Consider the following 25,011-nt stretch of genomic DNA (forward strand, 5'->3'; position numbering starts at 1 on the left):
ATTCGTTGTTATGCGCATATTCTACATACTGCGGTCTCTTTTTATATATTTAGTGCTCTTTGATGTTGCCGTTGCTTCCGAATTTGAGTTCAACACCGACCTGCTTGATATAAATGACAGGGAGAATATCGCCTCCGGCGCATTTAACAAGTCGGGATATATTCTGCCCGGCTCATATCTGATGCAGGTGAAGGTGAATGATGTCTCGCTCGGAGAGCGACAAATTGAATTTAAAAAGAACAGTCATGGCGAGTCAGAATTTTGTCTTGCTCGCGAGCTGAGTCTGGAGCTGGGGTTAAAACCGTCCGAGCTTGCCAAGCTGACAGCAACAGAAAATGGCGAGGGGTGCTATGACCTGCGGGTGCTCGACGGCCTGATGGTCAGGGGAGAGCTGAGTCAGGACACCCTGTTTATCTCGGTGCCGCAGGCCTATCGCGACTACGTCAACGAATACTGGGATCCGCCGACCCGTTGGGAAGAGGGGATTGGCGGCGTGATGCTCGACTACGGCATCAACATCCAGCACGGCCGCTGGAGCCATGACCGGCAGCAGCTTACCAACCTGAGTGGCTATGGCGTGGGGGGCGCCAACCTCGGTGCCTGGCGCCTGCGGGCGGATTGGCAAGCCCGCCATGAACAGGGGACAGGAGAGTCGACAGGTGTCCGCAGCGAAGCACAGATCTCGCGAGTCTACGGCTATCGGGCCTTGCCGGCCTGGAGTTCGCAGCTGCTGGTGGGCGAGCTGGACAGTGGCTACTCGCTGTTCGATGGCTTTCGCTTTGCCGGGGCATCCTTCGTCACCGATGACAGTATGTTGCCCCCCAATCTGCGTGGTTACGCTCCCGAAGTAGTGGGGGTGGCCGAGACCAACGCCAAGGTGGTGGTGAGCCAGCAGGGGCGCGTTATCTACGAAACCCAGGTGGCTGCCGGGCCATTCCGGATCCAGGAGCTCAGCAACGGCATCACCGGGGTGCTGGATGTCCGGGTGGAGGGGGTCGATGGCACGGTACAGCAATTCCAGGTGAACACGGCCACCATCCCCTATCTGGCACGTCCCGGTTCGTTGCGTTACCGGGTTTATGGCGGCAAGGTCGCGCTGGACAGGCATCAGTTCGATGGCCCCCTGTTTGCGAGTGGCGAGTTCTCGTGGGGGATTGATAACGGCAAGTCGCTGTTTGGCGGGGCTCTGCTGGGGGATGGGTATAACGCCCTTGCCCTCGGAGTCGGCCGGGATCTGCTCTATCTCGGGGCCATCTCGTTCGATGTGACCGCATCGCGGGCTGAGCTGTTACAGGAGCGGAAATCCGGCGAGTCATACCGGATCAACTACTCGAAGAACTTCGATGAATATGACAGCCAGATCACCTTTGCCGGTTATCGCTTCTCCGAGCACGACTTCATGACCATGAGTGATTTTGTCAGTGCAAAAGAGCAGGGAGGCCACTACGGAGGGGGCTCGAAGGAGATGTACAAGGTGTTGCTGAGCTCGCAGTTTCGCGATGCGAATCTGGGTCTCTATCTGGATTACACCTATCAGTCGTACTGGAACCAGCGTGACAGCGAATATGCCAGCGTCTCGGTGTCGCATTACTTCGACCTGATGGGGTTGCATGGTCTGAACGCCTCGCTGACCGCCTATCGCAATACCCAGGGCAACCAGGCGGATGACGGCCTCTACTTCTCGCTCTCCATGCCGTTCGGGCTGGGCAAGAGCCTGAGCTACAACGCGGCGAGCATCAGTGGCAAGGCCAGCCACAACGTGGGTTTTCGCGATATGGCGGACGAGCGCAACAGCTATTCGCTGACCGCTTCAACCTCGCCACAGGGAGAGGGCATCAGCGGTTTTTATACCCATGCGGGTAGCAAGAGCACAGTGATGGCCAATGCCAGCTATCAACCGGACAGCCGCTCGCTTGGCCTGTCGATGGCTGGTGGCATAACCGCTACTGCACAAGGCTCGGCGCTGCATCCGGTGGGCATGATGGGGGGCACCCGCATGCTGGTTGATACCGATGGAGTGGCGGATGTGCCGCTGCAGTCGGCCGGTCATGTGACCGCCAGCAACAGCTCCGGCAAAGCGGTGATAGCCGACATCACCAGTTATTACCGGCAGAGAACCATGATCAACGTCGATCTGCTGGGGGAGGATGCCGAGCCACTGGGCCCACCGATAACGGCAGGCACCCTGACCGAAGGGGCGATTGGATATCGTCACTTTGACATGCTTTCAGGTGCCAAGCGCATGGTGGAAATCCGGACGACAAACAACAAGCCACTGCCGTTTGCGGCCGAGGTGCGCAATGCCAAACAGCAGCAAATCGGCATGCTGGCAGATGAGGGAATTGGCTATCTGACAGGGTTGCATGATGGTGAAGAGCTGACGGTGAGCTGGGGCGAGCAGCAGTGCCAAACCCGTTTGCCAGCCCGTTTGCCGGCCGAGAGCGTTCTTGTCTCTCTGGTCTGCCAATAAATACGAATCGTGAATCGAGAGTGGGTATCGTGGTACACAAAATGCGTTGGATTGTTTCTGTTTTCTTGAGTTTGACCAGCCTTCATCTGCAGGCGGCCGTATCGCTGGATCGCACCCGGGTCATTTATCCGGGTGAGGCCAAATCAATAAGCCTGACGATCCACAACAATAACAACAGCCTGCCATATCTGGCACAGGCTTGGCTGGAAGATGAAAAAGGCAACAAGGTGAACTCGCCGTTTACCATTTTGCCGCCATTGCAGCGGCTGGAGCCGGGCATGGAGAGCCTGTTCAAGGTGCAGGCGCTGCCGGAGGTGGCGAGGCTGCCGCAGGACCGGGAGAGCCTTCTCTACTTCAACATGCGCGAGATCCCTCCGCGCAGCAATACACCCAACACCCTGCAGCTGGCCTTGCAGACGCGCATCAAGTTTTTCTATCGGCCGGCGAGCCTGCTGGTTGCCGGTGCAAGCCACAAGACGCCCTGGCAGAACGGGGTGGAGGTGATCAAGCAGGGGGGAAAAACCAGGCTGGATAACCCTACTCCCTACTATATCTCGCTCGTCGAGGCGGTAGTGGATGGTAAGGTGGTCGGCACGTTTGAACCCGTGATGCTGGCGCCTCATGGCAGTGCCACCCTCTCGTTCGATATGGGGGCAAGGCCATCGTTCACCTATATCGATGATTATGGTGGCCGCAAGCAACTCTATTATCGCTGTGCAAATAGTTGCAGGTTGCAACAGATAAAATAAAACCGTTAAAGGACATTCAGATGAAATTATTTTCTGGGTGTAACATTGTGGGGGGGATGGCGATATTACTATCCCCTTTTTTGACTCTGGCGGCCAGCGATACTCTGCAGCTGGTAATCACCGGACAACTGGTCAGCCAGCCATGTTATTTACGGGCAGGAGACGAGCTTGTTCAGGTCGATATGTCCACGATCACCGATCACGATCTCGCCGGCAATATGCGAAGCAAAAGCAAGGCGTTTCAAATCCATCTGGAGAGATGCAATCCCATCGTCGCCAAAAACGTCAAGGTGACGTTTAGCGGAACCTCTGCGGTTGGTGACAGCTCACTGCTGGCGCTGGATTCCAGCAGTCAGGCCAAAGGGATTGCGGTTGGGCTGGAGGAGAAAAACGGCACGCCCCTGCCGATTAACAGAGCGAGTCAGCTGGTTTCCATTACGACCGGCAATATGACGCTGGAGTTTGGTGCCTACGTCAAGGTGTTGTCTGCCAATGAACTTAAACCGGGATATTTCAAGGCATCTGCACAATTCAAACTGGATTATGAATAATATCTTCAGGGGCAGTTTATTGGCCATGCATCTATGGTTTAAAGAGAGTTCAATACTCAATCATTCATATCTGTCGTCCATCATAAAATACTGGGTAAGGTTGTTTGTTCTACCGGTTTTTTTATTTGCAGTGAGTATGCCGACGTGGGCGCTGGATGTATCGACCATGACCCTGTCAAATATGTCGATCGTTTTCAACAGTTCGGATTCGAACAATATTACTGACTCCCGAGTGTGTGGTAACAATGTGGGAAACTGCTCCCGTTATGCCAATAAAGTCAGAATGGAGGTCTCCTACGATAACGGGATGAACCAGAGTCTATGAAGGGTATCTCCCGAGCGGCACCTCGGTACCATGGGAGGCTGCCTGCGATCTCTATCTGTGCCCAAAACTGCGATCCTACGCCATGAGTGTGTTGAGCAACAGGCGGTTGTCGCTCACAGCATCCGGCGCATCCGAAAATGGCAATATCACCGGCATCCAGGCCATCGTCGGTTTTGAGCGGCGGGGGGTATTCAACGTGCTCAGGGGGCACGCAGAACTGACATGGTATTGGCGCAGATCTGAACTGAGCCTGCCCATCACGTCGTGCTCATTCAGCATTGGTACGGCCAACTTCGGTATTATCAGGATAGCGCCCAGCTATGGTCAGCAGGTCGGGGTTTCGATTAGCGGCTCCTGCAACCAGACGGCGGTTGTCAGGGCCAATATTGGCAATGCGCTGGTGTCGGGAAGTGGTGCTGTATTCCGGGTGAGAACGGCGAGCGGGAACAATATCGGCAGCGTGCAGTGCTACGCCTCCTCACGTTGCAGCATCGATTTTTCCGTGGTGCTGGAGTCATACCAAGGTATGGGGGGCAGTATCAGGTTAAGTGCCCCCGTGATCCTGCTTTATGACTAGTCATGTCGCCGGGATTGCAGGCAAATATCATGGCGCCATCATGTGTCTACCCATCTCAGCGATAACATTTCCGGTATCGTCTTTAGTATTCAAGTCTTCGTGTGACTGGATCTACCTATTCTCTGAACTCTGAACAGAGCCCCCCTGACGTGAACGCTCACTTGCTTTGGATAATGGCTTCGATAGGGTCACTTCTATACAATCACGGGCATACCTGCAGAAATTTGCGGTTCTTATCTGTGGCGAGATTGTGGCTAATATTGCTTTTCCGTGGGGATGAATGGCACGGAGGTAAGCAAGTCAATTCTCCCTGCATTGGCAGACAATGCCCTGATTGCGAGTAGTCTGTGACCCGTGGGGGGGGGGGGGGCCAGCTGTCACTTTGGCACTTATTTGTGAGGAAGCTAATTAATGTCAAAACCAGATATCCGGCTTCAGGACTCTCTTGTCGCAGGCTTGATTAACGGTGTGATCAACGGCTTGATTGCACACTGGCATTTCAAGGGGGTCGATTCTGTACCCTTGTCGGTCAATGCCATTGCCCATGAGCAGACATCGGTGTGGGGCGAGGCGGTATCCCTGACCTTCGGTCTGGGGATCATACTGTCGCTGATCACCGCCAAGCTGTTCGTCAACCATCTGCACAAGGCTCGTCCTGCGCTGCAAAGCAGCTTCAATCCCTCGTTCTTGCGCACCATGCTGCCTATCGCGATTACCCAGTGCGCCGCACTGTTCGGCTGGTTTGTGGCGCTGGCGGTGATCTGGACCAAATACATGGGTGAAATTGCCGTCTCCAGCTTCTGGGCCGCCATTCTGGTCGGTGGATTTGCTTTTGTTATCACCCTGTTTATTGAATATCGCACCAAGCAGAATCTGATCTTCAAGAAAGTCAGCCTTCTGGATTGATTCTGCCTCCCCATTTATTTCAGAAAAGGAATAGCCCTCATGAGTGATCCGAAGAGCGCGGCAACCGAGAAAACGGCCGCTACCGTGGCTGCCGCACAGGACAAGACCAAGCAGGCCCGTTCGCTGACTTATGGTATTTTCCTGGCGGTTTTTATTCTCTGGATTTACAGCTTGTGGGCCGACCGGGTGACCCCCATGACCGATATGGGAAGGGTCAATGGCGAGGTGATCCGTCTTGCTCCGCAGGTATCCGGCCCGGTGGCCAGCATCCATGCCGCCAATAACGATGAGGTGTCGAAAGGGCAGCTGCTGGTCACCATCGAGAAAGCGCCGTTTGAGCTGGAGGAGAAGGCGGCCGAGCTCGCTTTGCAGCAGGCGGCCCAGTCCTATCATGCCGATTCTGCCTCCATCAAGGTTGCGAAAGCCAATGAGGCTTCCGTCCGCGCTGCGGCCAACAACGCCAGATTGCAGGTGGAGCGATATCGGGCCCTGCTGAAAAAGGGCACCATCAGCCGTGCAGCCATGGATGACAGCCTGACCCAGCTGCAAACCGCCGAGGCCAATCTGGCGCAAACCGTCTCTGCGCTGGAAAGGGCCCGTTTTGAGATTGGCCCGCGTGGTGAAGAGAACCCCGAGATTCAGGCCGTGCTCAACAAGCGTGCCCAGGCTCGCCTCAATCTCGAACATACCGAGCTGAAGGCACCTGCCAATGGCGTCATCACCAATCTGGCGCTGGCCAAAGGCAACTATGCCAGCGCAGGCCAGCCGCTGCTGACGTTCATCAATACCGATAAGCTCTGGCTGACCGCCATGGTGCGGGAGAACTCGCTGGCCTATTTGAAGCGGGATGATGCCGTCAAGCTGGTATTTGATGCTTATCCGGGGAAGGTCTTCACCGGCAAAATCACTTCCATCGGTTTTGGCAGCAGTGGCAATGGCAGCCTGCAGGTCAATGCCGGCACCGGATTGCTGGATTCCCCTACCTCCCAGCCGAGTGCCCAGCGCTTCCCGGTCAATATCCAGTTTGATGACCTTCCGCCCGACGTGAGCCCGCGCTTCGGCGGTCGTGCTGTCGTCGCCTTCTACCCGGGAGAGTCATATCTGGGTGAGCGGTTGGCAGATATCTGGATATGGGCATGGAGCTACATAAGTTATGTTTCATAGTCCAGCCAATGCCTTGCTGCGGGTAGCGCTGTTTCCGGTGCTACTGCTGTTTTGGCAATTTGTCTTTGGTACGGATTTACCGCTGCTGGCCCCGGCCATGTGCGCGGTATTCCTCACCACCACCCATAACCCGCCACCGCTCATCATGGTGTTTCTGATGGCCGGGGTCTTGTATCTGACCTCCTGGATACAGGCATGGCTGGCAACCTTGTTGCTGGATTATCCCCATGTCTATTACCTCGCGCTGCTGGGCGTATTCTACTGGTGCATGGATCGCACCCGAAAAAACGCGCAGGACCTGATAGCAATCCTGCTCATCGTGGCGACGGCCATGATTGCGGTGTTCGTCAAACAGAAGGGGATTTCGGTCGACCAGATACCGCTGGCGCTGTTGAAGAACATCTTCGTAGCAGGGTTTACCGCGTATCTGGCCTATTTCATCTTCCCGGGTGGTGAGCCGCTAACGGATGCCGCTGCTGCAGCCAATGGTGCAGGCAAGACGCCTCATCAGGATTGGCACACCCTGTTCAAGGCGGTGCTGGTGCTGACTACTCTCTGTGTCGGCATCACCCTGGATCTGGAGCAGAGCACCATCATTGCCATCGTGGTCGCGCTGATTATCAAGGATCCCAATCCGGCGCTCGGGCACAACTACGGTATCCGGCGGTTGCTGACCACCTATGCCAGCGTGCTCTATGCCGTGCCGCCCCTGATCATGTGCGTGTTTCAAACCAACCTGATTGGCCAGCTGGGGGTCACTCTGGTGTGCGCCCTGTTTATGGGGATCCACGCAGTCGAGAAAAAGGCCAGTTACAACTCGATCCAGCTGCTCTATTCGAGCTATGTGGTACTGGTGTTCTACTCGATCACCTCGACCAGCATCGATGCGCTGAGCGATGGCCTGATCCGCTTCGGCTCGGTGATGCTGGCGGTGATCCTGGGGGTAATGGCACTGATCATCATGCAGCCCAGATCGCCTGCCGAGGTGGCAGTGCAGCGAGCAGATCACCACCCCGGCTGAGAAGCTGCCGCTACCGCGTCTGCCGTAGTCATAAAAAAAGAGCCCTTGAGAAATCAGGGGCTCTTTTTATTGGCAAGCGAGGGTTAATCGATCACTCGATGTTCTGGATCTGCTCGCGCATCTGCTCGATGAGAACCTTCAGCTCGACGGCGGACTGGGTCACTTCGGCGTTGATCGACTTCGAACCGAGCGTGTTCGACTCGCGGTTGAACTCCTGCATCATGAAGTCGAGACGACGACCGCAGGCGCCACCCTTCTTCATGATCTTGTTGGTTTCGCTGATGTGCATCTCCAGACGATCCAGCTCTTCGGCCACGTCGATCTTCTGGGCCAGCAGCACGATCTCCTGCTCGATGCGGGCCGGATCCAGCTCCACCTTGGCTTCGGCCAGACGGTCGGTGAGCTTCTGGCGCTGCCACTCGATGATCTGCGGCAGGTGGACGCGCACCTTCTTCACTTCCACCTGAATGCCGGCCAGACGCTGTTCGATCAGCGCCTTGAGGTTGGCCCCTTCGCTGGCGCGGGAGGCGAGAAAATCTTCCATGGTCTGGTCAAAACCGCCGAGCAGCTCGGTGGCGACCGCGTCCATGTCCTGCTCGGCGGCAGCCATGACGCCCGGCCAGCGCAGTACATCGACCGGATTGAGCTGGCCCTGACCCGCCTCTTTCATTACCCAGCTGGCGCTGTCGATGATCAGCTTGGCCAGCTCTTCATTGATATGGAGTTGGCTGGCGGCGGCCTGAGCGGCCTCGAAGCGCAGGTTGCACTCCACCTTGCCGCGCTGCAGCTTGGCGCGGAAACGCTCACGCAGAACCGGCTCCAGGCTGCGCAGTTGCTCCGGCAGGCGAATGTAGGTCTCCAGATAACGCTGGTTGACCGAACGAATTTCCCAAACGGCTGTGCCCCAGTCGCCCTTGAGTTCCTTGCGGGCGTAGGCGGTCATGCTGTGAATCATTGATTGTTCCGGGCTTGATGAAGTGTGGCGGGATTATACCCAGCGGGGGCCGGTGCGTCAGCCGAAGTGTTGGTTTTAGCGGCTGATATTTGGGCCACGATGGCTTATACTCCTGCGCCAATTCAGCCAGCCCAGAGGTCCGTCCCATGTCACGTCCAAGCGATCGCACTGCCGCGCAGCTTCGTCCGGTCACCATTACCCGCCACTTCACCAAGCATGCTGAAGGGTCCGTGCTGGTGGAATTCGGCAACACCCGCGTGCTCTGCACCGCCAGCGTCGACACCAGCGTGCCGCGCTTCCTGAAAGGGAAGAATCAGGGCTGGGTCACCGCCGAATACGGCATGCTGCCGCGCTCCACCCACTCCCGGATGAACCGCGAAGCGGCCTCCGGCAAGCAGAGTGGCCGTACTCTGGAGATCTCCCGGCTGATCGCCCGCTCCCTGCGCGCGGCGGTAGACCTGACCGCGCTTGGCGAGCACTCAATCACCGTTGACTGTGATGTGCTGCAAGCCGATGGCGGCACCCGTACCGCCTCCATTACCGGTGCCTGTGTGGCGCTGGTGGATGCGCTGAACTGGATGGTCGAGAAGGGCATGATTAAGCAGAGCCCGCTCAAGCAGATGATCGCCGCCGTTTCCGTCGGCATGTATCAGGGCGAAGCTATCTGCGATCTGGAGTACATCGAAGACTCCGCCGCCGAGACCGACATGAACGTGGTGATGACCGAAGATGGTCGTATCATCGAGGTGCAGGGCACCGCGGAGGCCGAGCCCTTCACCCATGAGGAGCTGCTGGAGATGCTGGCGCTCGCCAAGGGCGGCATCGCCGACATCATTGCGCTGCAAAAGCAGTCGCTCTCCTGATTTTAAAAACGCGGCATTGACCGCGTTTTTTTATACCCCCACACAAGACAACGACAAGCCAAGCAAGGAGCCAGAATGAAAGCCTACCAGCGTCAATTTATCGAGTTCGCCCTGGAGAAGCAGGTCCTCAAATTCGGTGAATTTACCCTGAAATCCGGTCGTAAAAGCCCCTACTTCTTCAACGCCGGTCTGTTCAACAGCGGCCGCGATCTGGCCCGTCTCGGCCGCTTCTATGCCGCCGCCCTGATGGATGCCGGCATCGAGTTCGATGTGCTGTTTGGCCCGGCCTACAAGGGGATCCCCATCGCCTCCGCCACCGCCGTGCAGCTGGTGGAGCAGCACGACGTGGACGTGCCCTGGTGCTTCAACCGCAAGGAAGCCAAGGATCATGGCGAGGGCGGCAATCTGGTGGGCAGCCCGCTCAAGGGGCGCATCATGCTGGTGGATGACGTTATCACTGCCGGCACCGCCATCCGTGAATCCATGGATCTGATCCAGGCCAACGGCGCCTCGCTGGCGGGTGTGCTGATCGCGCTGGATCGTCAGGAGAAGGGCAAGGGCGAGCTCTCCGCCATTCAGGAGGTGGAGCGTGACTACGGCGCCCACATCATCGCCATCATCCAGATGAGCGACCTGATTGCCTATCTGGAAGAGAAGCAGGCCGAACAGCCGGAGCTGGCCGAGCAACTGGTTGCCATGAAGGCTTACCGCGCCCAGTACGGTATCTGAGTTCCGCTCACACCGCGCAATAGCTGAATGCGGCGCCTGTTTGTTCTCTGGCAGCAAACGGGTGCCGTTTTTTTCATCTGCAAAAAGTGGATCATGTGGCTTGAGCTTGCCCTTACAGTAAAGGTTAGGGTTTGCCAGTCGGCGTTTTGTGGTGCCGACGGGTTCCGGGGAGGAACAACATGACCACTCATCTTCAATCACCCATTCATCTGCAATTGCCGCTCAGCGGCATGAGCTGCGCCAACTGCGCAGGCCGCATCGCGGCCAGTCTCAACAAACTCGACGGGGTATCGGCCACCGTCAACTTCGCGCTGGAGCAGGCAGCCATCGAGCTGGCCAGCCCTGACCGCCTGCCGGCGGTGCTCGAAAGCATCAAAAGTCAGGGTTATGACTACGGTAGCGAGACCTTTTTGTTTCAAATTACCGGTATGACTTGTGCCGGTTGTTCGGCTCGACTGAATAAAATGCTGGTCGCGCTGCCCGGCGTTATCTCGGCCGAGGTCAACTTCTCCATCGAACAGGCCCGGATCGTGCTGGTGCCCGGGATGCAGACCCCGGCCGCTTTGCGTGAGCAGATCGAAGCGCTCGGTTTTGGCGCCCAGCTGGCACAAGGCTCGGCCAGCGGCCGCCGCCAGCAGTTGCTGGAGCGGGAAGCGCAGGAGACCGCCACTGCCCGTCAGGCGCAAACCCGGGTCATCGTCTCGGCGTTGCTGACGTTGCCGCTGCTGGTGGGGATGCTGGCCATGGCCGGACTGTTCCCCTGGCATCTGCCCGCCTGGCTAGAGCTGGCGCTCGCCACCCCGGTGCAGTTCTGGATCGGCGCCCGCTTCTATCGCGGTGCCTGGCTAGCCATCAAGAACCGCTCCGCCAACATGGATGTGCTGGTGGCAACCGGCACCAGTACCGCCTACTTCTACAGTCTCTATCTGTTGCTGACGCTGGGGATGGCTGCCAGCGGCCAGCTCTATTTCGAGGCGAGCGCTATCATCATTACCCTGATCTCCCTCGGCAAGTTGCTGGAAGCTCGGGCCAGACGCAGCACCCAGTCCGCCATTCGCGAACTGATGGCGCTGCGGCCGGAAACCGCGACCGTCTGGCGTGGCGAGAGCTGGCAGAGCGTCGCCATCGACGAGGTGCTGCGCGGCGATCGGCTGCGGGTGCTGGTGGGGGAACGGGTGCCGGTGGATGGCAAAATCGTGAGCGGCGAGAGCGAGCTGGACGAGTCGATCCTCACCGGCGAGAGCCTGCCGGTGCCGCGCAGCGCAGGCGACAAGGTGCTGGGCGGTGCCATCAACCGCTCCGGCGTGCTGGAGATCGAAGCCACTACCGTGGGGGAGGATTCCAGCCTCAGCAAGATCATCGCATTGGTGGAGAGCGCCCAGATGGGCAAGGCCCCGCTGCAGCAGCTGGTGGACAAGGTCTCCGCCGTGTTCGTGCCGGTGGTGATGGCCATCGCCCTCTTTACCCTGCTGGTGTGGTACGCCATCAGCAACGACTTCGGTCAGGCGCTGCTGGCGGCGGTGGCGGTGCTGGTGATCGCCTGTCCCTGTGCGCTGGGGCTGGCGACACCGGCGGCCATTGTCACCGGTACCGGGGTGGCAGCGCGCCACGGCATTCTGATCAAGGATGTCGATACCCTGCAGAAGGCCCATGCCATCAAGGCGCTGATCTTCGACAAGACCGGCACCCTGACCCAGGGTCGGCCGGTGCTGGCCAGCTGGAGCGGCAACGACGAGCAACTGCGCCTCGCCGCCGCCCTGCAGCAGGCGAGCGAACACCCGCTGGCGCTGGCCATGCGCGAGGCAGTCGGCAAGGAGGCTACGCTGCCCCAGCCAGAAGCCGTGGAGGTGCGGGTCGGGGCCGGTATTGTCGGTCAGGTGGCGGGTCACGCGGTCGCCATCGGCAATGGAGCCCTGCTGGCCCAGCTCGGGATTGAACCGCCACAACAGGATGAACAGCCCGCCGACGGCGCAACCCGGGTCTGGGTGGCCATCGATGGTGTGGTGGCGGGTATCGCGGCACTGGCCGATACCCTGCGCCCCGAGAGTCCGGAAGCCATCGCCACCCTGCGTCAGCGAGGCATCGCCAGCTGGCTGGTGAGTGGCGACGCACCGGCGCCGGTGGCCCATATCGCCGCCAAGCTGGGGCTGGACGGGGCCTTTGACTCCGTGCTGCCGGCGGGCAAGGTGGAGAAGGTAGAGGCACTGCGGGCGCAAACCCGTGGGCTGGTGGCCATGGTGGGGGACGGGGTGAACGACGCCCCGGCGCTGGCGGCGGCGGATGTCGGCATCGCCATGGGCTCCGGCTCCGATGTGGCGATGGAGACCGCCGCCATCACCCTGATGCGATCTGACCCGCGGTTGGTGGCCGATGCCATCGATATCTCGGCTGCGACCTGGCGCACCATCCAGCAGAACCTGTTCTGGGCCTTTGTGTTCAATATCATCGGCATTCCGCTGGCGGCTCTGGGTTACCTCAGCCCCGAGCTGGCGGGGGCGGCCATGGCCCTGAGCAGTATCACAGTTTTGAGCAATTCCCTGTTACTGAAACGCTGGCAACCGCGGGCAATGGCCCAGGTCAGCCACAATGTCAGCACTGAATCGAACCGTTAAGGAGTCATCCATGAACATCAGCAAGGTAGCCAAGGCCACGGGACTGACCGCCAAAACCATCCGTTACTACGAGAGTATCGGCCTCATCTCGGCGCCGGTGCGCAGCGACAACGGCTACCGCAGCTACACCGAATCGGCCCTGCGCGAGCTGCGTTTCGTCAAGCGGGCGCGGGAGACCGGCTTCAATCTGGAGGAGTGCCAGGAGTTGCTGGCACTCTATCGGGACGAGCACAGAACCAGCGCCCAGGTGAAGAAGCTGGCGCAGGAGAAGATCGTCGATCTGCGGGCTCGCATCGCCGGGCTGCAGGCCATGCTCAGCTCGCTGGAGGGGCTGGTCTGCTGCTGTCACGGGGATGAAAACCCCGAGTGCCCGATCCTCGACGAGCTGGAGCGCGGTTGAGTAACTGCTTAATAAAAAACGCTTTATTGTTGCTCAATGAGGGGTAGTGGTAGACTGCTTGGCTCTTGTACAGGAGTACTCAGTTGACCCAGAGTGTGACACGCCAGGTCAGGCAGGCCATCATGGTCCAGCTCTACACCCATGCTTCGTTCAGTCTGCCCTGTCTGGGCTTGCTGGCGTTTGGCTGGAGTCTGCTTTTTCACGACTACCTGCCCGCCAGTGAAGCGCTCGGGTGGCTGGTCGGGGTGTTGCTGTTACTGCTGTGCCGTGGCTGGCATCTGCGCTGGCGCCAGCCCAGATTGCACCAGACGCCGCTGCCCCTGCTGGAACGGGAGCTCTTTATCGGGGTGACCATCACCTCCATCAGCTGGGCGCTGGGTGTGCTGCTCTATATGGACAAGCTGCCCGATACCTATCGCGCGGCCATGATGATGCTCACCAGCCTGATCCTCACCGGCAGCGCCATCATGCTGTTTGGCAGTCGCCGCTCGCTCTACGGTGCCGTGTTGCCGCTCGGGTGCGCCATGCTGTTCGAGCTGGGGGCGGGCAACGAGCAGGAGCGGATCGTCTCCTGCATGCTGGCGGGCTACCTCTTTGTCTTCTTGCCGACCCTGCTGCGCCGTCTGCGGCGGGATCAGATCGCCTCGCTCCACCACCGCTTCTCCAACGCCGAACTGGTGGCAGAGCTGAAAGCAGTTTCCGAACATCTGCGCCTCACCTCCCGTCTCGACGGCCTGACCGGCATCGCCAACCGTGCCCATCTCGACGACTGTCTGGAACGCGCCTGGCGCCGCTGCCACCGGGCCCGGGCGCCGTTGTCGCTGGTGCTGGTGGATGTGGATTACTTCAAGCAGTTCAACGATCTCTATGGTCACCAGCTGGGGGATGACTGCCTGCAACAGGTGGCGGGGTTGCTGGCCGAGGTGGAGCGGCGCGAGGACGATCTGGCTGCTCGTTACGGTGGCGAGGAGTTTGCGTTGCTGCTGCCTTGCACCGGCATGCAGGGGGCGCTGCAGGTGGCGGACAATGTGCGGCAATCCCTCAAGGAGCTGGCTATTCCGCACCAGAAATCACTGGTCTCCGGTCGGGTCACATGTAGCTTTGGTGTTGCCACTCTGATACCGGACAACAGCATGAAAATCGCCGATTTGATCCAAAAAGCGGATGCGGCCCTCTATCAGGCCAAGCATAATGGGCGGGATCGAATCGAAGTAGCCTTGATGGGTAAGGTTGCCTGAGTTAATACAGACAGATTAAAGAGGTTGTCTATGCAATGTCATCGTATCGAAGAGCTGCTGGAGTTGTTGCAGCCTGCCTGGATCAAGGAACAGGATCTCAGCCTGGTGCAGTTTGTTGCCAAACTGGCCCAAGAAGCGGGTTTTGAAGGTGCCCCTGTCCGAGCTGACCGACGACATGCTGATCTATCACCTCAAGATGCGGGAATCCGACAAGCAGGCGATGATCCCGGGTCTGGCCAAGGATCACGTGCCCGATTTCAAAGAGGCACTGCTCAAAGCGCGCGGAATCAAGTGAATCTTGAACAGAAGCACATCACCGCAAGGTGATGTGCTTTTTTGTTGCCGAAATTTGCGATCCAACCCCAATATTAGATACATCTAATCCACACAATTAGCAGGTTGTTTAAGATATAATCCGCTCCATAACAAATAAGGGAGCGATGTCTTGCAATGGCCGATCACGAGAAAATCGATATCAAGGATGTCACCGACAAGAGCGTAACCGGGACTTTCAACCCCAATACGTTCAAAGCCAGCGATGACAGATTCAACCCCGGCAACCGTATCTACGTCCGGGCCCAGACCGGTTACTGGCAGCGGGTGCGCAAAGGGATGGGCTGGTTCTTCGTTGCCCTCTTCGTGCTGCTGCCCTGGCTGCGCTACGAGGGGCGACAGGCGGTGCTGTTCGACCTCGGCCATCAGCAGTTCCATGTCTTTGGTGCCACCATCTGGCCGCAGGATCTGACCCTGCTCGCCTGGCTCTTCATGATCGCCGCCTTCGGGCTCTTCTTTATTACCACTTTCCTCGGTCGGGTCTGGTGTGGCTATCTCTGCCCGCAGACTGTCTGGACCTTCATGTTCATCTGGTTCGAAGAGAAACTGGAGGGGCCGGCCAACAAGCGGCGCAAGCTGGACGAAGCACCCTGGAGCGGCGAGAAGCTGGCTCGCAAGGGGGCCAAGCATCTGGCCTGGCTGCTCATCTCGCTGGTCACCGGCCTGACCTTTGTCGCCTACTTCCAGGATGTGACCCGGCTGGTGCCGGATGTGCTGACCCTCAAGGCGAGCGGTTGGGTGCTGTTCTGGGTGAGTTTTTTCACCATCATCACCTATGGCAACGCCGGCTGGATGCGTGCCATCATGTGTATCCACATGTGCCCCTATGCCCGCTTCCAGTCCGCCATGTTCGACAAGGATACCTTCATCGTCGGCTATGACCCCAAGCGGGGCGAGACCCGCGGTGCCCGCTCCCGCAAGGCCGATTACAAGGCGCTGGGGCTGGGTGATTGCATCGACTGCGACCTCTGCGTGCAGGTCTGCCCGACCGGTATCGATATCCGTGACGGTCTGCAGTACGAGTGCATCAACTGCGGCGCCTGCGTCGATGCCTGTGACCAGACCATGGAGCGGATGGGGTATCCGAAGGGGCTCATCAGCTACACCACCGAGCACAAGCTGGCCAACGACTCTACCCATGTGGCGCGGCCCAAGCTGATTGGTTATGGCCTGGTGATGGCCACCATGCTGGGGGTGTTTGCCTACAACGCCATGTCCATCATGCCGATGGGGCTCGATATCCTGCGGGATCGCAACCAGCTGTTCCGCGAGAATAACGACGGGCTCATCGAGAACACCTATACCCTCAAGATCCTCAACAAGACCTTGCAACCCCAGACTTACCAGCTGGATGTGGAGGGGCTGCCCGAGTATCAGTGGTTCGGCCCCCGTGAAGTGACCCTGAAGGCAGGCGAGATCTACACCCTGCCGGTCAGTCTGGCGGTGGATCCCTACAACCTGAAGCGGCCGACGCTGGATATCCAGTTCGTGCTGAAACGGGAGGGGGCGGCGCCTGATGACAGCAAGGGCAACCTGCGTCAGGGCAGCAAGTTTATCGGCCGGTTGTAAGGGTCTGGCCTACCGCCATGCACGGCAATGGCGGGCAGTAGTGATAGAATGGGGCGCAACGGCGCCCCTTTCTTATGGTGGATGACATGCGTTTCAACTATTCCGATCTCACTCCCGACCTCATTATGGATGCGCTGGATCTCAGCGGTCTGCGGCTCGACTCCGGTCTTATCGAGCTCAACAGCTACGAAAACCGGGTCTACCAGTTTCAGGATGAGGATCGTCGCCGCTATGTGGTGAAGTTCTACCGACCCGGCCGCTGGAGCCGGGCCCAGATCCTCGAAGAGCACGAGTTTGCCGCCCGCCTCTGTGAGGCGGAGATCCCGGTCGCCGCGCCGCTCGCCTTTGCCGGCGAGACCCTGCTGGAGCATGAGGGCTACCCGTTTGCCATCTGGCAGAGCGTCGGGGGACGCCAGTTCGAGGTGGACAACCTCGACCAGCTGGAGTGGGTAGGGCGCTATCTTGGCCGCATCCATCAGCTCGGTGCCAGCAAGCCGTTCCACCACCGGGTTCGCCTCGACGTGGATAGCATGCTGCACGAGCCGCGTCAGCTGCTGGCGTCTGGCGAGTGGCTGCCAAGCGGGCTGGCCAAACAGTTCTTCGGGGTGCTGGACGAGCTGATCAAGCATGTCTGCGACGCCATGACCCTCGATGTGGCACAGATCTCCCTGCATGGAGACTGCCACCCGGGCAACATCCTCTGGCGTGATGGCCCCATGTTCGTCGACCTCGATGATTGCCGCACCGGCCCTGCCGTTCAGGATCTCTGGATGATGCTCAGCGGCGAGCGCAACGAGCAGCTGATCCAGCTCGACACCCTGTTGGCAGGCTACGAGGAGTTCATGGAGTTCGATCCCCGCGAGCTGGCACTCATCGAGCCGCTGCGGGCGATGCGCATCGTCCACTACATGGCCTGGCTGGCACGGCGCTGGGAAGACCCGGCCTTCCCCCGTCACTTCCCCTGGTTCAATACCGATCACTACTGGCGCCAGCAGATAGCGACCCTGCACGACCAGCTGGAGGCGCTCAAGGCTCCGCCGCTCACCCTGACGCCCGGCTGGTGAGCCAGCTGGCCGGAGTGGCAGGGGATGAGTCAGCAGCGGTTATGCGCGGGCTGTCGCCGCTCCTGATCACCGGTGGGCAGCGAGGGGAGGAAATGAGCGGCAAGAGGGACTCAATCTCCTGTTCTGGCCATTGACTGGGCAGTGGTGACGCAATAGGCTTGGCACTGCTTCGGTTCGCCGGGCGTGCCTCACAGTGATCCCTTAACAGGAAACATCATGAAAAAAATCCTATTTTTCCTTGCTGCCATGCTGATGATCCCCATGGTTCACGCCGCCCCCGAGTTCAAGGAAGGCGTCAACTACGATGTGGTGAAACAGACTGGTACCGCCCAGCCGGAAGTGATGGAGTTCTTCTCCTACTACTGCCCGCACTGCGCCACCTTTGAACCGATCGTCGAGCAGATGAAAGCCGAGCTGCCCAAGGGTGTCACCCTGAAGAAGAACCCGGTCGGTTTCCTCGGCCGTGAAATGGGCCCCGAGATGCAGCGTGCCTACGCCGTTGCCAGCCTGCTCAACGCCGAAGCCAAGCTGACCCCGGCCATCTTCAACAAGATCCATGTTCAGCGTCAGCCGCCGATGAGCCGCGATGACGTGAAGCAGCTCTTCGTTGCTAACGGTGTACCGGCCGAAGAGTTTGACGGCGCCGTCGACAGCTTCGCCGTGTCCGGCATGGTCTCCCAGTTCGATCGCAACATGGAGAGCTACAACATCCGTGGCGTACCGGCCTTCCTGGTGAACGGCAAGTACATGATCAAGATTGAATCCATCTCCTCTCAGGAGCAGTTCAACCAGCTGGTGAAATTCCTGCTGGCCAAGAAAGACTGATCACTCTTGATTCGATAAAAAAGCCCGCCGGTGCAAACCGGCGGGCTTTTTGTTTTCTGGTAATCTGGCAGGTCAGACCCCGACGTGGAACGCCTGCTTGAGGTTGCGGATAAACTCCGCATCCCGGCAGAGGGTCTTGCCCGGGCTGTCGGAGATCTTGGCAACCGGGCCGCCATTGCACTCGATCAGCTTGAACACGATGTTCATCGGGCTGACGCCGGGCAGGTCGCAGGTGAGCTTGGTGCCGATACCGAAGCTGGTGTTGATGCGGCCGCGGAAGTGACGGAACAGTTCGACCGCCTTGTCGAGATTGAGGCCGTCGGAGAAGACCAGGGTCTTCTCGGCAGGGTCGATACCGAGGCGTTGATAGTGGCTGATCGCCTTCTCGCCCCACACCACGGGATCGCCGGAGTCGTGGCGCAAGCCCTGATAGCGGCTGGCCAGCTCGAAGTCGAAGTCGCGCAGGAAGGCATCCATGGTGATGCAGTCGGTCAGCGCGATGCCGAGATGGTCGGTGAATTCGTCCAGCCAGCTGGTGAGGGCGGCGCGCTGGCTGTGTTCGAGCGGGAAGCCGAGCTGCTGGTGAGCCTGGAACCACTCGTGGGCCTGAGTGCCGACGGCAGGCAGCTGGTACTTCTGGGCCAGCATGTAGTTGCTGGTGCCGCGAAACGCCGGCAGCCGCTCCTTGAGGCGACCCACCACGGCATCCTGTACCGCGTGTGAGAAGCGGCGGCGGGTGCCGAAGTCGATGAGGTTGAACTCGCTCATCTCGTCGCGACTCAGCTCTCGCTCCAGCTTGTCGAGCTTCTGATCGAGCCGCTCCAGCGCGTGGCTGACGCCGAACTGGGGGTAGCGGAAGCGGTTGCGCATCTCGCTGATGATGGCGAGCACCGGGATCTCCCACAGGATCACATCCTGCCACGGCCCCTCGACCCGCACATTGATGCGGCCATCCTGTTCGAACACCTTCAGCAGGGAGGCGTCGAGCGGCTTGCGGCGCAGATGGTCGAGGTAGTCAGGGGTGAAGAAGGGGCGTTCGGCCAGAAAGTGGTGCTCGGATTTGGTCAGCCGCAGGGAGCCGGCGAGGCGCAGTTGCTCCTCGATCTGCCCCATCATGGGCAGCAGGTCCTCTTCGTTGCGGCTGTGGAATTCAGCCACCACCTCGGCATCCGGATAGCGATGAAACACCGCTTGCTGCATGTGCAGCTTGTAGGCATCGGTGTCGAGCAGGCTGGTTAGGATAGGGGGCATATCAGGCGTCCAGCAGGCGTTGAACATCGGTCAGGGTCTGGGCCAGTTCGGCGCCAGCCTCGATCATCTGGGTGTGGGCGCTGGCAATCGTCTCGGGTGCGATGCCACGGCAGGCATCGAGGTGGACGATCACCCGGAAACCGGCGCGGCGCAGTTGCAGCACGCTGGTCTTGACGCAGTAGTCGGTGGCGAGGCCGCCGACCAGCACAGTGGTGACACCATGGGCTTGCAGGAATTCGATGAGGCCGGTGCTGCGGCGCTCGGCCAGATCGTGGAAACAGGTGCCATAGGGGTGCAGATCCGGCTCGACTCCCTTCCAGATGAAGAAGTCGTAATCGATAGGGGCGGGCAGGCCATCGAGCAGCTCGAATCCCTTGCTGCCGGGGACGCAGTGTACCGGCCAGGTGAGATCGGCGTTAGGAAAATCAAGCGGTTGCAGCATGGTAGCAGGCTCGCTGGCCACCCAGACCGCATTGGCGGGGTGGGCATCCTTGCTGCCGATGCGCAGGCTGGCGAGGGTGGCCTGAGCGTTGAGGGCCGCCACAATATCATCCCCACCCGCGACGGGCAGTTCGTTCGGGCAGAGAGGGGTAAAGCCCTTCTGCGCATCAATATCCAGACTGGCGACGGTTCCCATGATTGGCTCCTGCACATACTATTCGTGTGATATTATCTACCAAACATTAATGGAAGGCGAGCAGGGCGATCGGGATGCTGAGAATGAGTCTGGATATGGTGGTGCTGCGGTTGCATGAGGAGCGGCTCGAACTGCTGCTCGAGACCCGCGATCGCCCCCCTTTTGCCAACTGCTGGCAACTGCCTGCCCTGCGCATTGACGAGACGCTGGACCGGGATCTGGACGCCGCCCAGCGCCGTCTGCTGGCGGAGTGGGGGCTGGGTGACTGCTACAGCGAGCAGGTCTGTACCCTCGGCAATCTGGAGCGGGATCCCCGTGGTTGGTCCACCACCCTGGTTTACCTCTGTCTGGTGGCGCCTGAAGTGGAGACTCGCCATGGTTGCTGGCATCCGGTTTCGACCCTGCCGGGCATGAGCCTCGCCTTCGACCATCTCCAGCTCATCGCGAAGGGGCTGGAGCGACTGCGCATCAAGAGCCGCTACAGCACCCTGCCGCTGCAACTGCTGGGTACCGAATTCACCCTCTCCGAGGTGCAGCGCGCCTTCGAGATCATCCTGCAGACGCCGATGAATACGGCCGCCTTTCGCAAGCGGATCCACCGCGCCGACATTCTGGTGGATACCGGTCGCAAGCGCACCGGCAAGCAGCGCCCCGCCATTCTCTACCGGCTGGAGAGCCCCTGCTGCGTAATGTTCGATCAGGTGATGCACGGAGCGGAAGCATGAGCACATCCCCTGTTCGAGTGCTGGTGAGTGCCTGCCTGCTGGGTCAGCCGGTGCGTTACGATGGTCAAAGCAAGGGGATCGTCAGCGACTGGCTGAGTGAGCTCGGTGCCGAGGGGCGGGCGCTGGCGTTTTGCCCCGAAGTGGCGGGCGGTCTGCCGACCCCGCGTCCTCCTGCCGAGCGGCAGGGAGAGCGAGTGATGACGGTGAGCGGACTGGATGTGACTGTCGAATTTGACCACGGCGCCGAGCTGGCGCTGGAAATCTGTCAGGCGCAGGGTATTCGCTTCGCCCTGCTGAAAGAGGGGAGCCCCTCATGTGGCAGCGGCCGTATCTATAACGGCCGCTTCGAAGGTGTTTCTGTGGCGGGCGAGGGCAAGACCACCGCCATGCTGCGCCGCCATGGCATTGCAGTGTTCTCCGAGGATCAATTGGCTGAGTTGGCTTCTGCGCTCTCTTTGGATTCATCCCCGGATTTGGCGGCAACCGGCAGCGGCGCCTGACCGCTCTGCCACCCCTCCAGCACCTCGTCCTTCTCCTGCCAGCGCTGGTTTAGCCACTCCTGAAAACCGCGCTTGAACTGCTTGTCGTTGAAGTAATCCCCAATCAGCGCCTCATCCACCGGCAGCTCCTCGATCCGTACCTGAATGCGTTTTACCCGCCCCATCAGGAAGTCCTTGAACGGGGTTTCGGCGTTGTCCGGATAGCGGATAGTGACGTTGATCAGGCTGTCGAACTGCCCCCCCATGGCGGCCAGCGTAAAGGCCAGTCCTGCCGCTTTGGGCGGCATCAGGTGGCGATAGCGGGAGCGGGCGGCATCCCGTTTCTGCTCGGTGAAGCGGGTCCCTTCCACGAAATTGATGACGGTAGTGGGGATATGGCGAAACTTCTCGCAGGCATTGCGGGTGGTCTCGATATCCTTGCCGCGCAGGTGCGGGTTGCGCAGCAGGAATTCCCGTGAATAGCGGCGCATAAAGGGCATGTCGAGCCCCCAGCAGGCCAGTCCCAACAGCGGGATGTAGATCAGCTCGTGCTTCATGAAGAACTTGGGCACCGGCAGCCGATCACGGAACAGGTGGCCGAGCACCACTATGTCGGTCCAGCTCATGTGGTTACTGATGATGAGATACCAGCCATCCTTGCGCAGCTTGGTATTGTCCTCCACCTGCCAGTCGATGCGGGTGGTGAGGCGTATCACCAGGGCGTTGCAGGCCAGCCACAGGCGCATGAAGCGGTTGTTGAGGTGGCTGCAGGCGCGGCCAAAGGCTGGCACCGGCAGCAGCAGTTTGGCCAGCGAAACCAGCAGGATCAGGCTGGCGCACAAGGCGGTAAAGAGAATGGTCAGGCCGGCGCTGATGATCAGCACCAGCGGGCCGGTAAGCATGGATAACATGAGTGTTTACTGCGCCTTGGTTGCCAGCAGCTGGTTCAGGGTCTGGTTCGTTCTCGTGCCAGATCCCGTTCAGCCACTGCTGAAACTCTTGTTGGAACTCGGGGTCATTGAAGTAATCCCCCACCAGTTTGCGGTCGATCGGCAAATAGCGGACCTGAACCTTGATTTGCCCGACCCGGCCGCACATGAAATCCCAGTAGCTGGGAATGCCCTCCGGGTAGGCGATGGTGACATCCACCAGTTGATGCAACTGGTCACCCATGGCGGCCAGTGTAAAGGCGATGCCGCCTGCGCGCGGATGGAGCAGGTGACGATAGGGCGAACCCTGCTTCTGATGTTTGCCCTTGGTGAAGCGGGTGCCCTCAACGAAGTTCATCACGCTCACCGGAATGTGGCGGAACCGGGCACAGGCTTTACGGGTTGTCTCTATGTCTTTTCCCTTCAGATGGGGATGCTTTTCCAGAAATTTCCTGGAATATCGCCGCATGAAGGGGAAGTCGAGCGCCCACCATGCCAGACCGAGAAAAGGTACCCAAATCAGCTCTTTCTTGAGGAAAAACTTCAGGAAGGGAATTTTTTGGTTAAAAACCCGCTGCAGTACCAGTATGTCGACCCAGGATTGATGGTTGGCTATCACCATATACCACTCATTCCGGCGCCCTTTGTCCACTCCGACCACATCGAAAGGGGTTCTGATGATGGTTTTCTGGATCAGATTGTTGAAACCGATCCAGCAGCTGGCACAGCCATCCAGCAGCCAGTTGCAGAGGGTGCGCCACCCCTTGATGGGGAGCAGAAGTTTGAGCAGACCCAGCGAGAAGATGGGAGCAAACCAGAAGAGGGTGTTGAAAAAATAGAGCAGGGTGGAGAGGCTGCCGCGCAGTCGCTCTATCAGCTTGTTGGGCATGAGTCGGGTCCGTCTTGCTGTCGATAAAGGGCCATCAAGTGGTCAGATCTGTGGCCATAATATCAGCCGATGGCCCGTGAGACCATTCAGAGCAGTTATTGCGCCGGACTCACCCTTTCCCTTCTGTCAGCTGCTGCGCAGCCGCGACAGCAGCCGATCCATGGCCCGGTAGCCGAGCGCCTCGATAAGATGCTCCTTGCCGATGGCGGGTTGCCCGGCCAGATCGGCGATGGTACGCGACACCCGCAGGATGCGGTGCCAGGCCCGGATACTGAGCCCCAGCTTCTGGATGGCACCTTCCAAAAATTCGGCATCTTGCGGTGATAGTCGGCAAATATCCTCTATCTCGCGACTATCTAGCAGGTTGTTGAGCTTGCCGTTGCGGCTCAGCATGCGCTCCCGTGCCGCCAGTACCCGATCGCGGATCTGCCGGCTCGACTCCCCTCGTTCCGCCTTGCCGGTCAGACTCCCCTTGGGCAGCAGTGGCACCTCCACCGTCAGGTCGAAGCGGTCGAGAAAGGGGCCGGAGAGCTTGCTGAGGTAGCGCAGGATCTGATCCGGGCTGGAGCGGGTCTGGCCATCGCCATAATGGCCGCAGGGGCTGGGGTTCATGGCGCCCACCAGCTGGAAGCGGGCGGGAAAATCCACCTGGCGGGCGGCCCGGCTGATGGTGATGTGGCCCGTCTCCAGCGGCTCGCGCAGGGAGTCGAGCACCTTGCGCTCGAACTCGGGCAGCTCGTCGAGAAACAGCACTCCGTTGTGAGCCAGCGATATTTCGCCGGGCCGCGGGTGGCTGCCACCGCCCACCAGTGCCACCGCCGAGGCGCTGTGGTGGGGTGTGCGGTATGGTCTGTGGTGCCAGTGGCCGGCGCGCGGAGTAAGGCCGCCGATGGAGTGGATGGCGGCGGTCTGCTGCGCTTCCTGCTCGTTCAGCGGCGGCAGGATGCCGGGCAGACGGCTGGCCAACATGCTCTTGCCGGTGCCGGGCGGGCCGATGAACAGCAGGTTGTGGCTGCCGGCGGCAGCGATTTCCAGCGCCCGCTTGGCCTGTGACTGGCCGATCACATCCTGCAGATCCGGTACATCAGGCAGGCTCTTCGCGCTTTGTTGATCTGGCAGCGGCAGTTCGTACTGACCGGCCAGCCAGGCGGTGACGGCCAGCAGTTGGTGAGCGGTGCGCACCTCGGCATCCTGAATCAGGGAGGCTTCGGGGCCGTTTTCCCGCGGCACCAGCAGGGTGCGCCCCGCATCGCGGCAGGCGAGCACGGCGGGCAGCACCCCGAGCACGGGGCGAATTTCGCCGGTCAGGGCCAACTCCCCCAAAAATTCGTGATCGAGCAGATATTTTGCGGGTATTTGCTTGGAAGCGGCGAGAATTCCGATGGCGATGGCCAGATCGAAACGGCCCCCCTCCTTGGGCAGATCGGCGGGGGCTAGATTGACCGTGATGTGTTTGCTCGGGAACTCGAAGTTGCCGTTGAGCAGGGCACTGCGCACCCGATCCCGCGACTCTTTCACCGAGGTTTCCGGCAGGCCTACCATGTTGAAGGCGGGCAGGCCGTTGGAGAGGTGGACTTCCACTGTAACTTGCGGGGCCGCGATCCCGAGGCTGGCACGGCTATAAACCACAGCTAATGACATAAATCCCGTCCTTGAGTTGATATATGTTCTGACTAACTGCTTGTTGTTGGTTTTTTATTCCAGAGTTCCGGCTGGGGAATAGCCAAAATCAGTGGGTTGTCACAGAAAA

22 protein-coding genes and 2 pseudogenes are annotated in these 25,011 nt (G+C 59.7%); 18 read left to right on the plus strand and 6 right to left on the minus strand.

Annotated elements, in window-relative coordinates; genetic code table 11:
• Positions 1-10 precede the first annotated feature (10 nt).
• From WE862_RS04705 to WE862_RS04735, 7 genes are all read left to right on the plus strand, one after another.
• Positions 11-2,470 (plus strand): fimbria/pilus outer membrane usher protein, encoded by a 2,460-nt coding sequence (locus WE862_RS04705; protein WP_042031964.1) that lies wholly within the window; start codon positions 11-13, stop codon positions 2,468-2,470.
• A gap of 65 nt (positions 2,471-2,535) precedes the next feature.
• Positions 2,536-3,219: a fimbria/pilus periplasmic chaperone gene (locus WE862_RS04710; RefSeq protein ID WP_225628301.1), complete on the plus strand. Its 684-nt coding sequence runs from the start codon at positions 2,536-2,538 to the stop codon at positions 3,217-3,219.
• Positions 3,220-3,239: 20 nt separating this feature from the next.
• Positions 3,240-3,770: a fimbrial protein gene (locus WE862_RS04715; RefSeq protein WP_042031963.1), complete on the plus strand. Its 531-nt coding sequence runs from the start codon at positions 3,240-3,242 to the stop codon at positions 3,768-3,770.
• A gap of 407 nt (positions 3,771-4,177) precedes the next feature.
• On the plus strand, positions 4,178-4,672 hold the full coding sequence (locus WE862_RS04720; protein ID WP_339058706.1) for a hypothetical protein: 495 nt from the start codon (positions 4,178-4,180) through the stop codon (positions 4,670-4,672).
• A 411-nt stretch (positions 4,673-5,083) separates the two neighbouring features.
• Positions 5,084-5,578: a hypothetical protein gene (locus tag WE862_RS04725; protein ID WP_042031961.1), complete on the plus strand. Its 495-nt coding sequence runs from the start codon at positions 5,084-5,086 to the stop codon at positions 5,576-5,578.
• Positions 5,579-5,617: 39 nt separating this feature from the next.
• Entirely contained in the window at positions 5,618-6,742 is a 1,125-nt protein-coding gene (locus WE862_RS04730) for an HlyD family secretion protein (protein ID WP_042031960.1), read from the plus strand.
• The gene (locus WE862_RS04735) at positions 6,732-7,763 is read left to right on the plus strand and encodes a DUF2955 domain-containing protein (RefSeq protein ID WP_042031959.1); all 1,032 of its coding nucleotides are present in this window, start codon (positions 6,732-6,734) and stop codon (positions 7,761-7,763) included. Before WE862_RS04730 ends, WE862_RS04735 begins: the two co-directional genes overlap by 11 nt.
• Before the next feature lie 91 nt (positions 7,764-7,854).
• Here the strand turns inward: WE862_RS04735 and WE862_RS04740 are convergent, their stop codons facing one another.
• Positions 7,855-8,718 (minus strand): YicC/YloC family endoribonuclease, encoded by an 864-nt coding sequence (locus tag WE862_RS04740; protein ID WP_042031958.1) that lies wholly within the window; start codon positions 8,716-8,718, stop codon positions 7,855-7,857.
• A gap of 146 nt (positions 8,719-8,864) precedes the next feature.
• On the opposite strand from WE862_RS04740, the gene rph reads away from it, so the two are divergent.
• The 9 genes and pseudogenes from rph to WE862_RS04785 all read left to right on the plus strand — a co-directional run bounded on the left by rph (position 8,865) and on the right by WE862_RS04785 (position 18,351).
• Positions 8,865-9,581: a ribonuclease PH gene (rph, locus tag WE862_RS04745; protein ID WP_026080315.1), complete on the plus strand. Its 717-nt coding sequence runs from the start codon at positions 8,865-8,867 to the stop codon at positions 9,579-9,581.
• A 75-nt stretch (positions 9,582-9,656) separates the two neighbouring features.
• The gene (gene pyrE, locus WE862_RS04750; RefSeq protein WP_042031957.1) at positions 9,657-10,310 is read left to right on the plus strand and encodes an orotate phosphoribosyltransferase; all 654 of its coding nucleotides are present in this window, start codon (positions 9,657-9,659) and stop codon (positions 10,308-10,310) included.
• Positions 10,311-10,489: 179 nt separating this feature from the next.
• Entirely contained in the window at positions 10,490-12,922 is a 2,433-nt protein-coding gene (locus WE862_RS04755) for a heavy metal translocating P-type ATPase (protein WP_042031956.1), read from the plus strand.
• Positions 12,923-12,932: 10 nt separating this feature from the next.
• On the plus strand, positions 12,933-13,322 hold the full coding sequence (gene cueR / locus WE862_RS04760) for a Cu(I)-responsive transcriptional regulator (protein WP_041209465.1): 390 nt from the start codon (positions 12,933-12,935) through the stop codon (positions 13,320-13,322).
• A gap of 83 nt (positions 13,323-13,405) precedes the next feature.
• Entirely contained in the window at positions 13,406-14,560 is a 1,155-nt protein-coding gene (locus WE862_RS04765) for a GGDEF domain-containing protein (protein WP_041209466.1), read from the plus strand.
• Between the two features lie 30 nt (positions 14,561-14,590).
• Positions 14,591-14,855 (plus strand): annotated as a pseudogene (locus WE862_RS04770) (YihD family protein).
• A gap of 155 nt (positions 14,856-15,010) precedes the next feature.
• Positions 15,011-16,462: a cytochrome c oxidase accessory protein CcoG gene (gene ccoG / locus WE862_RS04775; protein ID WP_042031955.1), complete on the plus strand. Its 1,452-nt coding sequence runs from the start codon at positions 15,011-15,013 to the stop codon at positions 16,460-16,462.
• 74 nt (positions 16,463-16,536) lie between these two features.
• Complete coding sequence (locus WE862_RS04780) at positions 16,537-17,526, plus strand: serine/threonine protein kinase (RefSeq protein WP_042031954.1); 990 nt, start codon at positions 16,537-16,539, stop codon at positions 17,524-17,526.
• A 216-nt stretch (positions 17,527-17,742) separates the two neighbouring features.
• A complete protein-coding gene (locus WE862_RS04785; RefSeq protein ID WP_041209469.1) occupies positions 17,743-18,351 on the plus strand; it encodes a thiol:disulfide interchange protein DsbA/DsbL in 609 nt (202 codons plus the stop codon).
• Between the two features lie 72 nt (positions 18,352-18,423).
• On the opposite strand, the gene pncB is transcribed toward WE862_RS04785, so the two are convergent.
• Positions 18,424-19,602, minus strand: a complete 1,179-nt coding sequence (gene pncB / locus WE862_RS04790) for a nicotinate phosphoribosyltransferase (RefSeq protein WP_041209470.1) — start codon at positions 19,600-19,602, stop codon at positions 18,424-18,426.
• A gap of 1 nt (position 19,603) precedes the next feature.
• Positions 19,604-20,239 (minus strand): nicotinamidase, encoded by a 636-nt coding sequence (locus WE862_RS04795; protein WP_042031953.1) that lies wholly within the window; start codon positions 20,237-20,239, stop codon positions 19,604-19,606.
• Positions 20,240-20,313: 74 nt separating this feature from the next.
• On the opposite strand from WE862_RS04795, the gene WE862_RS04800 reads away from it, so the two are divergent.
• Positions 20,314-20,964 carry an NUDIX hydrolase gene (locus tag WE862_RS04800; protein ID WP_042031952.1) on the plus strand — a complete coding sequence of 217 codons (651 nt, stop codon included), beginning with the start codon at positions 20,314-20,316 and terminating at the stop codon, positions 20,962-20,964.
• Entirely contained in the window at positions 20,961-21,464 is a 504-nt protein-coding gene (locus tag WE862_RS04805) for a DUF523 domain-containing protein (protein ID WP_082035485.1), read from the plus strand. Before WE862_RS04800 ends, WE862_RS04805 begins: the two co-directional genes overlap by 4 nt.
• On the opposite strand, the gene WE862_RS04810 is transcribed toward WE862_RS04805, so the two are convergent.
• The 3 genes and pseudogenes from WE862_RS04810 to WE862_RS04820 form a co-directional block, all read right to left on the minus strand.
• A complete protein-coding gene (locus WE862_RS04810; RefSeq protein ID WP_042031951.1) occupies positions 21,389-22,354 on the minus strand; it encodes an acyltransferase in 966 nt (321 codons plus the stop codon). The two genes, WE862_RS04805 and WE862_RS04810, sit on opposite strands and share 76 nt — an antisense overlap.
• A gap of 6 nt (positions 22,355-22,360) precedes the next feature.
• A pseudogene (locus WE862_RS04815) lies at positions 22,361-23,261 on the minus strand (acyltransferase).
• Positions 23,262-23,387: 126 nt separating this feature from the next.
• Entirely contained in the window at positions 23,388-24,902 is a 1,515-nt protein-coding gene (locus WE862_RS04820) for a YifB family Mg chelatase-like AAA ATPase (RefSeq protein WP_042031949.1), read from the minus strand.
• Positions 24,903-25,011: the final 109 nt, after the last annotated feature.

This window comes from Aeromonas jandaei (assembly GCF_037890695.1).
Classification (GTDB): Bacteria; Pseudomonadota; Gammaproteobacteria; order Enterobacterales; family Aeromonadaceae; genus Aeromonas; species Aeromonas jandaei.

Coding starts and splice junctions, on each gene's coding strand:
- WE862_RS04705 (WP_042031964.1), top strand. CDS start 11: ATGCGCATATTCTACATACTGCGGTCTCTTTTTATATATTTAGTGCTC.
- WE862_RS04715 (WP_042031963.1), top strand. CDS start 3,240: ATGAAATTATTTTCTGGGTGTAACATTGTGGGGGGGATGGCGATATTA.
- WE862_RS04720 (WP_339058706.1), top strand. CDS start 4,178: ATGAGTGTGTTGAGCAACAGGCGGTTGTCGCTCACAGCATCCGGCGCA.
- WE862_RS04725 (WP_042031961.1), top strand. CDS start 5,084: ATGTCAAAACCAGATATCCGGCTTCAGGACTCTCTTGTCGCAGGCTTG.
- WE862_RS04730 (WP_042031960.1), top strand. CDS start 5,618: ATGAGTGATCCGAAGAGCGCGGCAACCGAGAAAACGGCCGCTACCGTG.
- WE862_RS04735 (WP_042031959.1), top strand. CDS start 6,732: ATGTTTCATAGTCCAGCCAATGCCTTGCTGCGGGTAGCGCTGTTTCCG.
- WE862_RS04740 (WP_042031958.1), bottom strand. CDS start 8,718: ATGATTCACAGCATGACCGCCTACGCCCGCAAGGAACTCAAGGGCGAC.
- rph (WP_026080315.1), top strand. CDS start 8,865: ATGTCACGTCCAAGCGATCGCACTGCCGCGCAGCTTCGTCCGGTCACC.
- pyrE (WP_042031957.1), top strand. CDS start 9,657: ATGAAAGCCTACCAGCGTCAATTTATCGAGTTCGCCCTGGAGAAGCAG.
- WE862_RS04755 (WP_042031956.1), top strand. CDS start 10,490: ATGACCACTCATCTTCAATCACCCATTCATCTGCAATTGCCGCTCAGC.
- cueR (WP_041209465.1), top strand. CDS start 12,933: ATGAACATCAGCAAGGTAGCCAAGGCCACGGGACTGACCGCCAAAACC.
- ccoG (WP_042031955.1), top strand. CDS start 15,011: ATGGCCGATCACGAGAAAATCGATATCAAGGATGTCACCGACAAGAGC.
- WE862_RS04780 (WP_042031954.1), top strand. CDS start 16,537: ATGGTGGATGACATGCGTTTCAACTATTCCGATCTCACTCCCGACCTC.
- WE862_RS04785 (WP_041209469.1), top strand. CDS start 17,743: ATGAAAAAAATCCTATTTTTCCTTGCTGCCATGCTGATGATCCCCATG.
- pncB (WP_041209470.1), bottom strand. CDS start 19,602: ATGCCCCCTATCCTAACCAGCCTGCTCGACACCGATGCCTACAAGCTG.
- WE862_RS04795 (WP_042031953.1), bottom strand. CDS start 20,239: ATGGGAACCGTCGCCAGTCTGGATATTGATGCGCAGAAGGGCTTTACC.
- WE862_RS04800 (WP_042031952.1), top strand. CDS start 20,314: ATGCTGAGAATGAGTCTGGATATGGTGGTGCTGCGGTTGCATGAGGAG.
- WE862_RS04805 (WP_082035485.1), top strand. CDS start 20,961: ATGAGCACATCCCCTGTTCGAGTGCTGGTGAGTGCCTGCCTGCTGGGT.
- WE862_RS04810 (WP_042031951.1), bottom strand. CDS start 22,354: ATGTTATCCATGCTTACCGGCCCGCTGGTGCTGATCATCAGCGCCGGC.
- WE862_RS04820 (WP_042031949.1), bottom strand. CDS start 24,902: ATGTCATTAGCTGTGGTTTATAGCCGTGCCAGCCTCGGGATCGCGGCC.